This window comes from Allofournierella sp., from assembly GCF_017889395.1.
GTDB lineage: Bacteria > Bacillota > Clostridia > Oscillospirales > Ruminococcaceae > Allofournierella.
Window position 1 is genome coordinate 1 of sequence record NZ_JAGHKE010000070.1, and the last position, 13,762, is coordinate 13,762.

General features: G+C 63.4%; 11 protein-coding genes. 9 read left to right on the forward strand and 2 right to left on the reverse strand.

The annotated features are described in order from the left end of the window. The 9 genes from J7G73_RS09525 to J7G73_RS09565 form a co-directional block, all read left to right on the forward strand. A partial coding sequence (locus J7G73_RS09525) for an anaerobic ribonucleoside triphosphate reductase (protein WP_291246072.1) occupies positions 1-1,915 on the forward strand: 1,915 nt, incomplete at its 5' end. 425 nt (positions 1,916-2,340) lie between these two features. Beyond that, complete coding sequence (gene nrdD, locus J7G73_RS09530) at positions 2,341-2,487, forward strand: anaerobic ribonucleoside-triphosphate reductase (RefSeq protein WP_143402985.1); 147 nt, start codon at positions 2,341-2,343, stop codon at positions 2,485-2,487. Between the two features lie 5 nt (positions 2,488-2,492). Continuing rightward, on the forward strand, positions 2,493-3,014 hold the full coding sequence (gene nrdG / locus J7G73_RS09535) for an anaerobic ribonucleoside-triphosphate reductase activating protein (protein ID WP_087293192.1): 522 nt from the start codon (positions 2,493-2,495) through the stop codon (positions 3,012-3,014). Between the two features lie 254 nt (positions 3,015-3,268). Next, positions 3,269-3,922, forward strand: a complete 654-nt coding sequence (locus J7G73_RS09540; RefSeq protein ID WP_087180927.1) for a response regulator transcription factor — start codon at positions 3,269-3,271, stop codon at positions 3,920-3,922. A 14-nt stretch (positions 3,923-3,936) separates the two neighbouring features. After that, positions 3,937-5,412 carry a HAMP domain-containing sensor histidine kinase gene (locus J7G73_RS09545; protein WP_291246073.1) on the forward strand — a complete coding sequence of 492 codons (1,476 nt, stop codon included), beginning with the start codon at positions 3,937-3,939 and terminating at the stop codon, positions 5,410-5,412. Further along, on the forward strand, positions 5,409-6,473 hold the full coding sequence (locus tag J7G73_RS09550) for a hypothetical protein (protein ID WP_291246074.1): 1,065 nt from the start codon (positions 5,409-5,411) through the stop codon (positions 6,471-6,473). Before J7G73_RS09545 ends, J7G73_RS09550 begins: the two co-directional genes overlap by 4 nt. 24 nt (positions 6,474-6,497) lie before the next feature. After that, complete coding sequence (locus tag J7G73_RS09555) at positions 6,498-7,589, forward strand: hypothetical protein (protein WP_291246075.1); 1,092 nt, start codon at positions 6,498-6,500, stop codon at positions 7,587-7,589. Positions 7,590-8,161: 572 nt separating this feature from the next. Next, positions 8,162-9,112, forward strand: a complete 951-nt coding sequence (locus J7G73_RS09560) for a C39 family peptidase (protein WP_291246076.1) — start codon at positions 8,162-8,164, stop codon at positions 9,110-9,112. A gap of 163 nt (positions 9,113-9,275) precedes the next feature. After that, positions 9,276-10,094, forward strand: a complete 819-nt coding sequence (locus J7G73_RS09565) for an N-acetylmuramoyl-L-alanine amidase (protein ID WP_291246077.1) — start codon at positions 9,276-9,278, stop codon at positions 10,092-10,094. A 57-nt stretch (positions 10,095-10,151) separates the two neighbouring features. Here J7G73_RS09565 and J7G73_RS09570 read toward each other — a convergent pair whose 3' ends face one another. Next, positions 10,152-10,724 (reverse strand): hypothetical protein, encoded by a 573-nt coding sequence (locus tag J7G73_RS09570; protein ID WP_087293206.1) that lies wholly within the window; start codon positions 10,722-10,724, stop codon positions 10,152-10,154. Between the two features lie 231 nt (positions 10,725-10,955). Then, a partial coding sequence (locus tag J7G73_RS09575; protein ID WP_367113979.1) for a glycoside hydrolase family 2 TIM barrel-domain containing protein occupies positions 10,956-13,762 on the reverse strand: 2,807 nt, incomplete at its 5' end.

Here is a 13,762-nt window from a genome sequence, read left to right on the forward strand (position 1 = left end):
CATCGACGGCAACACCGCCATGGGCAGCATGCTGCAGATCGGCACCGCCGGCGCCAAGGCCTACAACGCGGCGTATCTGCTGCGTCCCGAGCAGGCCAAAGCCTACCGGGAGGGCGACATCCACATCCATGACTTCGATTTCTATTCCCTGACCACCACCTGCTGCCAGATCGACATTCTGCGCCTGTTCCACGGCGGGTTCTCCACCGGACATGGGTTCCTGCGCGAGCCCAACAGCATCGGCAGCTACGCGGCACTGGCGGCCATTGCCATCCAGTCCAACCAGAACGACCAGCACGGCGGTCAGAGCATCCCGAACTTTGACTACGGCATGGCCGAGGGCGTGGGCAAGACCTTTGCACGCTCCTACCGCAAAAAGCTGACCGAGAGCCTGGAGGATGTGCTGGAGACCGAGAACGAGGCCGACTTTGTAAACCAGATGGTGGACAAAGCCGTCACCGAGCTGGACCAGCAGCCCCGTCTGGAGACCAATGCCGAAGAGTTCGACCGCATCGTGGCCCAGGCGCTGACCGCCAGCGGCCGTGTGGATGAGCACACCGCCAAGCGTCTGGTGGCCACTGCCCGCCGCCGGGCCTGGAAGCAGACCGACCGGGATACCTACCAGGCCATGGAGGGCTTTGTGCACAACCTGAACACCATGCACAGCCGTGCTGGTGCCCAGACTCCCTTCAGCAGCATCAACTACGGCACCGACACCACCCCCGAGGGCCGGATGGTGATCCGCAACATTCTGATGGCGGAGGACGCGGGCCTGGGCCACGGCGAAACCCCCATCTTCCCCATCCACATCTTCAAAGTAAAAGAGGGTGTGAACTACAACGAGGGCGACCCCAACTACGACCTGTTCAAGCTGAGCATGAAGGTGAGCGCCAAGCGGCTGTTCCCCAACTACGTGTTCCTGGACGCCCCCTTTAACCTGCAGTACTACGTGCCCGGCCGGCCCGAGACCGAGGTGGCCACCATGGGCTGCCGCACCCGCGTGATGGGCAACGTATATGACCCGGACCGCCAGATCAGCTACAGCCGCGGCAACCTGAGCTTCACCTCCATCAACCTGCCCCGTCTGGCAATTCTGGCTGACCACGACGAGAAGAAGTTCTACGAGAGCCTGGATGCCATGATGGAGCTGGTGGCAAACCAGCTGCTGGACCGGTTCGAGATTCAGGCGGCCAAGCGCGTTTACAACTTCCCCTTCCTGATGGGCCAGGGCGTATGGCTGGATTCCGACCAGCTGGGGCCCGCCGACGAGGTGCGTGAGGTGCTCAAGCACGGTACCCTGTCCATCGGCTTCATCGGCCTGGCCGAGACCCTGACCGCTCTGTACGGTCACCATCACGGCGAGAGCGACGAGATGCAGAAGAAGGGTCTGGAGATCATCGGCCACATGCGGGACTACTGCGACCGCAAGAGCGAGGAGCTGAAGATGAACTTCACCCTGCTGGCCACCCCCGCCGAGGGTCTGTCCGGCCGGTTCACCCGCATGGACCAGAAGCGGTTCGGCATCATTCCCGGCGTGACCGATCGGGAATACTACACCAACAGCTTCCACATTCCTGTGTGGTATCCCATCTCCGCCTACGACAAGATCCAGAAGGAGGGCCCCTACCACGCCCTGACCAACGCAGGTCACATCAGCTATGTGGAGCTGGACGGCGACACCGCCAACAACCTGGAGGCCTTTGAGAGCGTGGTCCGCTGCATGCACGACAGCGGCGTGGGCTACGGCAGCATCAACCATCCCGTGGACCGCGACCCGGTTTGCGGCTACGTCGGCGTGATCGGCGACGTATGCCCCCGCTGCGGCCGTCGCAGCGGCGAGGCCCTGAGCCCCGAAAAGCTGGATGAACTGCGCAAAAAGTATCCCGGCGTCCCCACCTTCTGCGGCTGCGAATGATTTTTAGCGGACTCGACCGTTGACCGGGTCCGATACGCCAGCCTTCCGCACCGGGCTTTCCTCAGCGATGACCGCTGACTGCCTTTTTTTGGCGGACCCGACCGGCGGTTTGCTCTGATCCGCAAACTCGCGGCACCGGGCTTTCCTCAGCGATGACCGCTGACTGCCTTTTTATCGGACCCGACCGGCGGTTTGCTCCGATCGGCCGATTCGCGGCAACCGGCTTTCCTCAGCGAAAACATCAAACGGCCTTATTGGCCCGGTGCGTTTTGCTGATTAAGCCCGCACAATTGTTTTTGTTGCTTCGGCAACGCTGCGCCGCCGGTGTTCTTTCTATAATAGATTTGTCACCCGATTGCTTTTGAATTTTTTTATCGCCGCCCGCATTTCGGGCGGGCGGCGTTTTGTAAAAGGAGGAGTTTTCTATGTCCGCTATGCAGAAACAATCCGTCGTTGGTAAGGACGTTCCCTTCGAGCGCATCCGCCGCATCACCGGCTACCTGGTCGGCACCATGGACAAATGGAACGACGCCAAGAAGGCCGAAGAGCGCGACCGCGTGAAGCACCTGTAAGCGCCATGCTGCAGGTAGCAGGCTTCGCCGGCGACAGCATCGTGGACGGTCCCGGCCTCCGGTTCACCGTGTTTTTCCAGGGCTGCCCCCACCACTGCCCCGGCTGCCATAACCCCGAGACCTGGCCCTTCGAGGGCGGGACTCCCTTCACCCCCGATCAGCTCATCCAGATGGCAAAGAAGAATCCGCTCTGCCGCGGCATCACCCTGTCCGGCGGCGAGCCCTTCGCTCAGGCCGGGCCGGAGCTGCTGGAGTTCGTCCGGCTGGCCCGCGCCGCCGGTTACGAGGTGGCAAGCTACACCGGCTACACCTTCGAGGAGCTGTACGAGCACGGCACCCCCGCCCAGAAGGAGCTTCTCACCCTGCTGGACACCCTCATCGACGGCCCCTTTGTGCAGGCCGAGATGAGCCTGGAGCTGCGCTTCCGGGGCAGCCGCAACCAGCGCATTCTGGACCTTCCCCAGTGCCTTGCCCAGGGCAAAGCCGTGTGGGAGACCCGCGAGCGCTGGGTGGGCGAGCACCAATAACCGCACATGTTTCAAGGCAAGGCCCCCGCACCCCGGACATTTCCGGCGGCGCGGGGGCCTTGTTTGCAGTTTTGATACAACTTATTGCCGACAGCGTTACCCTTTGTATGCAATAATAGAAACGAGCACAAAATCCCCTGTTTTGCGGCAGGATTTTGCCAATCGGCCCTTTTTACGGCCGGATGTGATATGATAGAATCAGTATAACGCGATCGGTCTTCCGGCCCGGCCGGAACCAAAGGAGGAACACGACCATGGCACACATTCTGATTGTGGAAGACGAGGAACACATTGCCCAGATGATCGAGGCCACCCTGTCCCTGGGAGGCTACAGCTGCGAGATCTGCGCCGACGGCGCGCAGGCGGTGGAGCGCATCTTCGCGGGCGGCTACGATCTGGTGCTGCTGGATGTGATGCTTCCCGGGCTGGACGGCTTTTCGGTGATGGAACGGGTGGCCAGCCAGGGCACCCCGGTGATCTTTCTTTCCGCCATGCAGCAGGTGGCCGACAAGGTGCGCGGGCTGCATCTGGGGGCTGAGGATTACATCGCCAAGCCCTTCGAGGCGCTGGAGCTTTTGGCCCGCGTGGAGGTGGCGCTGCGCCGCCGGGGCAAGGGCCGGGAGGTGCTGGAGTACCGGGGCATCCAGCAGGATCTTTCCAGCCACACCGTGACCCTGAACGGCAAGCCGGTGGCCTTAAGTCCCAAGGAATTTGAGCTTCTGCGAGTCTTCTTGCAGAATCAGGACCTGGCCCTTTCCCGGGACAAGCTGCTCTCGCTGGTGTGGGGCTACGACTTCGCCGGTGAGACCCGCACCGTGGACATCCATGTGCAGCGGCTGCGCCAGAAGCTGGGGCTTTCCGGCAAGCTGGTCACCCTGCCCCGCATCGGCTACCGGCTGGAACACTGAAAGGAGCCATGCCCGTGAAACTGTGGCAGAAGATCTTTTTGTCCTCTCTGGCGCTGCTGGTGCTGGCCACCGGCGGGCTGAGCCTGCTCTTTTTGAACAACACCCAGACCCAGCTGTGGCAGCGGGAAAAGCAGCGGGCCGCTTTGCAGCAGCAATCCATGATGAACGCCATCAAGACCAACGTGGTCAACCAGCGGCTGCAGTCCGGCCAGATCAGCCTGAGCGACACCGAGACCCGGCAGGCGGTGCGCACCGCCCTGGACAGCCAGGAGACGGACAGCTACCTGCTGGCCTTCCAGCTGTATGATTCCGGCGGCGCGGGCCTTCGCACCGATTCCACCGGCCTGTGCCACACCGCCAATCTGACCGGCAGCAGCTATCAGGACGATTCCCTCACCTACACCCGCATCTTCTCCCAGGGAGACCGGCTGCTGCTGGCCCTCAATTCTCCCCTGCCTCTGGAACAGAGCGACTTTCGCATGGTGAGCGTGTTTGATGTGACCGACCTGGGCGCCCAGCTGCAGCGGCAGGCCCTCACCGCCCTCACCTTCGGCATTCTGGTCAGCCTGGCCGCTGCCGTGGTGCTGCTGGTGCTGGTAAAGGTGCAGCTGCGGCGGCTGGAGCAGCTGTCCCAGGCATCCCGCCGCATCGCCCAGGGCAACTACGCCGAGCGGGTGCAGCTGGCCGGGGCGGACGAGGTGGCCGACCTGGGCAAGGACCTGAACCGGATGGCCCAGGCCGTGCAGCAGCACGTGGGCCAGCTGGAGCAGGTGGCCCAGGACCAGAAGACCTTCATTGCCAACATGGCCCACGAGATGAAAACGCCCCTGACCAGTATTCTGGGCTTTGCGGACCTTTTATATCTGCAAAAGGACGTGCCCGAGAAAAAGCGCCGGGAATATGCGGGCATCATTCTGGACGAGACCAAGCGGATGCGCAGCCTGTCCGGCAAGCTGATGGAGCTGCTGAACGTGGGCAGCCAGAACCTGGTGTTCACCTCGGAGGAGCTTTCCGGCGTGATCGGCGAGGTGGCCACCGCCATGCAGCCGGTGCTGCACAGCAGCCGCCTGGCCCTGCAATACGGCTGCGAGCCCAGGCTTTGGATGGAGATGGACCGGGAGCTGTTCAAATCGCTGCTGTATAACTTCATCGACAACGGCCGCAAGGCCAGCCCGGAGGGCAGCCTGATCCAGCTGCTGGCCCACCGCAAGGAGGGCCGCATCGAGATCCTGATCCGGGACCACGGCCAGGGCATTCCCAAAAAGGAACTGGAAAAGATCCGCCAGCCCTTCTATATGGTGGATAAATCCCGCAGCCGCAAGGCGGGCGGCGCGGGCCTGGGCCTTGCCCTTTGCGACGAGATCTGCCGCATCCACAAGGGCAGCTTCGCCATCGACAGCCGCCTGGGCGAGGGCACCCTCATCACCCTCAGCTTCCCGCCTGCTTCGGCTTCGCCGGGCACGACGGCGGAGGGAGGCGACGCTGTATGAAGATTCGGCGCAGTCCGACCGACCCTCCCCATTCGGCACCGTTCCGACGGGCCGACGCACAGCGCAATGCGGCTTTGCCTGCCGGAAAAAGCAAAAGCTTCCGCCGCCTTCGCTCCCGCTTTGTTCCCCTCACCCTGGGGCTGCTGGCGGGCAGCGGTCTGTGCCTGTTCGCTCTGGCCCAGTGGATCATCCGCCCTGACCTTCAGGTGGGCAGCTTTGCGGCCCTGCCCGCTTACAACGTGGTGGGCCAGCAGACCGACCGGGCCGACTTCTGGGCCCGGGCCCAGTACCACAATGCCACGCCCCAGTACCCGATTCAGACCACCCCCCTCTTTGCGCTGGATGCCCTTTCCCGGATGGAGCAGCTGTTCCCGCTGGATCAGCTGCTCTACAGCCGGACCCCCGGTTCGCTGACCGTGCCCGATACCGCGGTAAAATCCGCCTGGTTCCACACCAACACCTTTCAGCTGCTGACCTGCATCTTCTGGGACGATGTTCCCGCCATCTATTCCACCCACAGCGGCCTGACCTATCCTGGCTGCGTCGAGCTGAGCCTGGGCTGTTCCATGGTCAACGATCAGCAGCCCCTTTGCTTCACCCTGCTGTTTTTGCCGGACGAAACACCGGACGAGCAGGCCTTTGAGGCAGCCTACGGCAGAGTGGTGGACGATCTGCAGCAGCTGTGCGGCGGACAGATGAACAGCTTTCACACCCTGGAGGACCTGCTGGGCAACCTGGACCCTGTCGCTTTTCAGGGGAACTACTGGCTGTCCTCCCTTCAGGCCCGGAATCTGACCGAGCTGGCCGGGCAGATGAGCTCGCTTTTGCTGGAGCTGTACCTCAATGGCAGCTTTCCCTATGATCTGGCGGACCCGGCCCAGGCCGACGCGCTGCTGCAGGAGTATTTCCGGGAGCGGAGCTGCACCCTGCAGATCCTGCGGCTGGAGGAGTGCTATCTGGTGCTGATCAGCACCGAGCTGGACAGCGGCACCGCCACCCTGGGGCTCTACTACAGCCCGGTGCTCAAAACCTGGTGCGGAATCGGGCTTCAGCTGCTGTGAACCGGTGCGAAAGGAATGTGACCTATGCCGAAAAAACAAACCAAACCCAAGGGCCGTGGTGCCGCAAAACGCCCAAGGTCCGGTGCACTGCGGGCAAATCTTGCATTCTGTCTGCTCACGGTATTCATTCTGGCAGCGAGCGGCGCCTCCTCCGCCTGGGCCGCCGCCCGCATCGCGAATCCTTCCGGGCAGCTGGACTCCTTCGCCGCCCTGCCGGTGTACAACGTGATCGGCCAGCGCACCGACCGGCTGGAATTCTGGCCCCGGGCACGCTACCACGACCTGGCCCGGGCCAACGGCTACCCGCTGCCCTTTACAGCCCAGCAGGCACTGGAGGAAACCGGCTTTCAGGAGCTGCTTTTGAATCTGATGGGAAGCTGCACCTATATCAGCAGCCTGAGCGGATCGGAGGAAGCGGGTCAGATGGCCTGCTACTCCTATTATACCGACAGCGTCATCTGCCGCTTTTACGACGATATCCCCGTTCAGCTTCTGTGCGAAGGCGGCACCGAGCCTTTCGTCTACCAGGGCGTGCTGAATGCCAGCAGCGGCCGGGGCAACGGCACCGACCAGCTGTGCTACACCGCCCTCATCACCCCGGACGACTCCATGACCCCCGCCACCGAAGAGCAGTTCCAGCAGGCCTACCAGACCATTCTGGAGCATCTGATGCTGCTGACCGGAGACACCGGTAGCGCACCCTATTACAGCTGCGGCCCGCTGAACACAGCACTCTCCATTGTGAGCGCACTGTTCCCCTATGTGGCCGACTATGCAAACAGCGTTGAAGAAGCCATCGCTTGGGAAAACGCCTCGGACAGCGGTTATCCCAGTGTGATGAGTACATTGAACCTGATCGATCAGCTGCTGACCCAGATCAACATGGCAAACGAGCTGTCTCCCTGGGAGTGGATGGGCGTGGCGGAACCGGACCGGTCAGACCCGGAGGAGGTGGAGCGCTTTCTGCAGAATTATTTCCGGGATGTCCTGTTTCTCGACCTGCAGATCCTCCGCCAGGACGACTGCTATCTGATCCTGTTTCAGTCCAGCACCAACGTTCTGGGGCTCTATTACGATCCCCTGCTGAAGACCTACACCGGCTTCGGCATCCAGTAAATCGTTCCGTTCTGGCTTCCCCCCTGCAAAAATCCGGCGAAACCGCCGGATTTTTTACAACTCAGATACACCTTTTTGGCGACTTGGTTTCCTGCCTCCTTTTATAATAAAAGCAGCCGAAGGAAAGCCGGGGTGACATAAGAAAACGACGCCGGGAAAAGTCCGCTTTCGCGGGATTGCAGCGTCAAAGCCCCTTGACAACCACCAAGGGTGCCGGGGCGGCGCAAGCCGCGAAGAACCCAGTGGGTTCTTCGACCGGCCAGGGCGGTCTGCGAAGCAGAGCGGGCGCACGCTTGACGCGCCCGCAGCCCACTGCGGGTCTTTTCCTTGCACTCCCATCAAAATCGGGCTTTTTCCGGTGCAGAGCAGTTCTGCCCCAGGATTTTGGATGCAGAAAGTGCGAAAAGGGGCGGAGCAAGCCTTGGTGGCTTGCCCGCGCCTTTGAACATTTTGTGCGCCAAAATCCTACGGCAGAACCGTCGTTTTCTTATGTCACGCCGGCTAAAGCCGGCGTAACATTTTGGCGACTGGTGCGTCCAATAGGCAGATGCTGAAAAAGGAGGTCCGCCGCCATGGCCACCCGTACTCTTTCCGTTCAGAATGCCCGCCGTCCCATGTATTCCGCGGCGGCCTGTGCTCCTGCCCTGCCCGCCCAGCGACGGGTGGTGCGCCGCCCGGCTGCGCAGCTCCAGCCCCGGCCGGCAAGCACCCGGGCAGCTGCTCCCGCCGCTGCCGGCCAAAGCGCTGCCCATGCTCCCGCTCGCCGCCGCAGAAAGCGGCACGCGCTGGCGGCTGTGCTGGCCAGACTGCTGGTTCTGATCCTCTGCGCCGCGGCGCTGTTCTCGGTATTCGACCTGCTGGCCCGGCACCGGCTGCTCACCTCGCTGGGCAGTCTGGTCTCGGAACAGATCACCGGCGGCAGCAGCATACTCACGGTGCAGCCGGTGCTACAGCAGCCCGCACTGCCCAACGGCTGCGAGGCGGCGAGTCTTGCCACCCTGCTGGAGTACAACGGCTATTCGGTGGATCTGGTCTCCCTGGGGGTGGATTACCTGCCCCGCCAGAGCTTCACCTACAGCGGTCCCTACCGTTATGGGCCGGACCCGGAGCAGGTCTATGCGGGCGACCCGGCCAGCAGCTCAGGCGGCTGGTACTGCTTTGAGGGGCCCATCATCGAGGCGGCCAACGCCTGGCTGCGGGACCAGGGCTCCGAGCTGCGGGCGGAAAGTGAGATCGGCGCGGACCTGGACCGGCTGGAGCAGCTGCTGCGCCAGGGCACCCCGGTGGCGGTGTGGTTCACCCAGGACTACGAGCAGCCCCGGTTCAACACCTCCTTCACCTGGACGCTGCCCGACGGCAGCACCTATACGCCCTACGGCAACCTGCACTGCGTGGTGCTCACCGGCATGGACGAGACCCAGTGCTATCTGGCCGACCCCATGCAGGGCGATTCCTGCATCGAACGGGACCGGTTCGAGCGCATCTACACCGCCATGGGCAGCCGTGCGGTGGTGCTGCGCTGATCTGTATGTTGCGTTTCAACTCCTCCTTACTGCCCCTCGGGGGCAAAAGCCCGGTCAGCCTTGGCCGGGCTTTTTTGCCGCAAAACGAAAGGAACGGGGGGCCTTTTTCGTCTTATAAAAGACGACTGTTTTTTACATTTTTCGGGAAAGGACCGTAATTTTTATGCCAACTGCAACCCTTCGCCGCCCCCGGCGGCGCAGAAGAAAGCGGGCGCCGCTGCTCCGGCTGGCGGCTCCCATCCTCGCCCTTGTGCTGCTGATCGCCGCCTTCTGGATCGCGCTGGCCCGGTTTTCCACCACGCGGGAGGATGACCCCACCCGGCAGGCCCGCATCGTGGCCATCGACGCGGGGCACGGCGGCTCGGACACCGGCGCCATCGGTGTGAACGGCGTGCGGGAGTGCGACCTGACCCAGGCCACCGCCCAGGCCCTGTGGGACCTGCTGGAGGCTGACCCGGACATCGTCCCAGTGATGTGCCGCTCAGACTGGAACGAGGACCTGCCCGCCGCCGATCGGGCAAAACGGGTGGCCCGCTCGGACGCCACCCTCTCGCTGTCCATCCACATGAATTCGGACGGCGGCTCCGGCCAGGCCAGCGGCTTCGAGTGCTTCCCCGCCCCGCCGGGCAACGAGTACAACAAGAACAGCCTGCGCTTTGCGGATTTCATCGCCGCCGAGATGAGCGCCGCCGGAGCCAGTCTCCGGGGCGATGGCGGCGTGCGCTACGCCTATTACGACGAGAACGACCAACGGATCATCCGGGAGCGCAGCGACTCGAACCCCAACGATTACCCCAGCTTCGCCATGGTGAACAGCACCGGCTGCGCCTCGGTGCTGGCCGAGCAATGCTTCATCACCAACGAAACGGATCTGGCGGCCTTCGCCTCGCCGGAGGGCTGCCAGCTGGCCGCCCGCTGCTACTACCGGGCCATCCGCCAGTATTACGGCCTTTCTCCCGAGCCGGAGGAAAGTGCCTCCTGACCACAAAAAAATCCCCTTTCCAGCCGGAAAGGGGATTTTTTGTTGACAGATTGCAGCTTATGCGGTCTCGGTGTCCTCCAGGTCCAGAGCCTGCGCGCCGGACAGACCGTTCACGCTCAGTCCGCCGCTGATGCGGTACACGCCGCTCATGTAGGCGATGCCGATCTTGTAGTTCTTGCCGGGGGTCAGGCCGTCGAAGGTGGCGCTGGCACACTCGCCGCCGGTGGCGAACTCAATGGTGTGGCCGTTCACGTAGGCGCGGCCGCTGTCGGTCTCCTCCCACAGGGTCACCAGATACTGGCTGGTGGCGGTCTCCTTTTCACTGGTGGCATAGCTGGTCACCGTGATGGAGCTGCCCGCCGGGGTGAAGTAGTTGGTGAACCGGTTCTGCACGCTGTTGAACACCACATACAGGGTACCGCTGGCCTCGTCCAGCTGGCTGGCAAAGGTGGCGGTGGTGTCCAGCCCTTCCGGCCAGGTGATGCTGCCGCCCGCCTGTGAGGCGATGTACAGTTCCTCCACCGCCTCGCTTGCGGCCTCCTCCTCACTGGTGCCCGAGCAGCCGGTCAGACAAAACGCCGCCATGGCCAGTGCAAGGCCCAGGGCAAGCAGAGATTTCATTCGTTTCATAGCTGTGTCCTCCGTTTCGCGGGCACAGGCCCGAGGGGGCCGCCCGTAAGTCCGGTTTTTGTTCAGAATTCCCGCAGCCCCGCCCCGTTGAAAACAGAGCCGGCCGGCGGGTGGATACCTTTTTATTATAATCCAAAACCCACCGGCTTACAAGCAGGCAGAAAAAAGCAGCCCCTTCCGACCCTTTACTCGGGGTCAGGAAGGGGCTGCTCACAGCGCAAAATCAGCCGGTCACAGCTGAATGGCAAACTCCAGCCGGTGGTTCTCTTCGGCGCTCAGCCGGTAAGCGGGCTTCACATCCGAGCCCCAGCTGTCGATGCCGCCCACGCCGCGCACCGCACCCATCACCGTGACCACGGTGCGGCCGGTGTTCGGCAGCTGCTCCCGATGGTCGGCGTTCTGCAGCTCCTGCGCAGTGTAAGGCAGGGCGCTGAAGGCGAAGGGCTCGCCCTCCATGAACACCTCCAGCCGTGCCGTGTCCGGCTGGCCCGCGGCCCGCCGCTCCAGCGTGAACTGGTGGGTGTCCATGTGTACGCCGCAGTCCTGCGGCACCAGATAATCCGGGATATGGGGAATCTCAGTATGGCGGCCGAACACCCCGCCCTTTTTCCGGTCCGGGTAGGTCTCGCCGGACAGGCCGGTCCAGCCGATGGCGGACGCGGGCTCGGGGAGAACCAACCGCACGCCGAACACCGGCAGACCGGGCAAGCCGGGCGCTCCGGCAAATTCCGCCTTCACCCGCAGGGTACCGGCGGCATCCACCATGTAAACAATCTCCACCTTCGCGCCGGGCACGGCGGCAAAGGCGAATTCGTATGCAATTTCCACCTTGCGGGGGCCCTTTTCCCGCACCGTCCAGCCGGTGCAGCGGGCAAAGGCGTCCGCCGCCATCCAGGCCGCGCTCTTCGCCGCGAAACCGTTGCCGATGTCGTTTTCGGTGGCGGCCCGCCACAGCACCGGGCGGGGGGCCCGATAGAGCCACTGCACGCCCTGGGAAATCAGCGACACCGGGCCGGCCTCCACATAGGAGAAGAGCACCTCAAAGCCGGCGCCCTGCACGCCCAGGTTCACGTCGCCCTCGATCACAGTCAGGTCCGGGGAGGTCTCGGCCCGGCCGGCCCGCTCCTTTTGCAATTCGGCCAGCTGGCGGGCGGACTGCTGCGCTGCCCGCCGGTTGTTCGCATCGTGAGCAGCACGCTGCTCCGGGGTGGAATACCAGTAGCGCACCTCCTGCATGGCGGGCTTTTCGCTGCCGTCCGCAAACACGATGCCGTTGGCGCTGAAGTTGTAGTCGGTGGGGCGCTCGCCGAAGTCGCCGCCGTAACCCAGCACCCGGCGGCCCAGGCTGTCGGTGCGCCAGAGGGCCTGGTCCATATAGTCCCAGATAAAGCCGCCCTGATACTGATCGAATTCCTCACCCAGGCGAATGTAGCTTTCCATGCCGCCCAGACTGTTGCCCATGTCGTGCATGTACTCGCACAGCAGGAAGGGCTTTTCCGGCTTTGCCTCCAGATATTCCCGAATTGCCTCGGGGGTGGCGTACATCCGGCTTTCCACGTCGCTGATGCGGTCGAATTCCCGGTTGTGGAACACGCCCTCGTAATGCACCAGACGGCTGGGGTCGTTTTCGTGGAAAAACCGGCTCATGGCCAGAATGTCCTCGCCCGCATAGGACTCGTTGCCGCAGGACCAGAACAAAATGGCGGTGTGGTTTTTATCCCGCTCGAACATGGAGCGGGCCCGGTCCACCACGCATTCCTTCCACTGGGGCAGGCTGCCGGGCACGTTCCAGCTGGGCTCCACCGCGCCCATCTTCTGCCAGGAGCCGTGGCTTTCCAGATTGGTCTCGTCGATCATATAGATGCCGTTTTCGTCGCACAGGTCATACCAGCGGCTCTGATCCGGGTAATGGCAGGTGCGCACCGCGTTGATGTTGGCCCGGCGGAAGGTATCCATAGCCCGGTCCATATCCTCGTCGGTGATGGCCCGGCCCCGCTCGGCGCTCCACTCGTGGCGATTCACGCCGTTGAACATCACCCGCTTGCCGTTCAGCAGAAGCAGGCCGTTTTTCAGCTCGAACCGGCGGAAGCCGGTGGAATAGGGCACCAGCTCCTCCACCTGACCCGCGACGTTTTTCACCGTGAACAGCACCGAATACAGCACCGGGTGCTCGTGATCCCAGGCGCACACATCGGGCAGGCGGATGGCGGTGCTGCCGTCCGGGTTTACCGGGCCCTCAAACAGCACCCGGCCCGCCGGGTCGCTCACCCTGCATTCCACCGCCGCGCCTTCCGTTTCGCCGGAAAGGCGCAGCCGGGGGGCGAGGGTGCCGGTGGTGTTGTCCCCGGCAAGGCCCGCCCGCAGCCACAGGTCCTCGATGTGCACCTGAGGCTTTGCATACAGATACACCGGCCGGAAGATGCCGCTGAACCGGAAGAAGTCCTGATCCTCCAGCCAGCCGGCGCTGCTGCGCTTGTGCACCTCCACGCAGAGCAGGTTATCCTTCGGGCGGATGGCGTTCGTCAGATCGAAATGGGCGGGGGTGAAGGAGTCCTCGCTGTAGCCGATGAACTGGCCGTTCAGCCACAGATAGAACGCCTGCTCCACCCCTTCCAGACAGATGCAGACCGGCTTGCCCGCAAGAGCCGGGTCCAGATCGAACCGGCGCACATAGCTGCTCACCGGTGCGTCGTTCCAGTCGATCTGGGGCGGGCGCAGATCGCTGCGGCCATCCCAGGGATACATGGTGTTGATGTACTGGATCTGGCCGTAGCCCTGCAGCTCCACATGGCCGGGCACCTGGATGCGGCCGAAGGCCGAACGGTCGGCCTCCTCCTTCCAGAAATCCGCGGGCCGGGCGGCAGGGTTCGGGCTGTGGGCAAACTGCCACTCCCCGTTAAGGCTCTGGCGCAGAGCCATGGTTTTCTGGGCCAGCTCCGCCTCGTTCTGGTACCACCGGTGGTCCGAGTGGGCGGGCAGCCGCCCCACCGCGAACACCTCCGGGTTCACAAGCCAATTCAAATCAGGCTGCATCAATG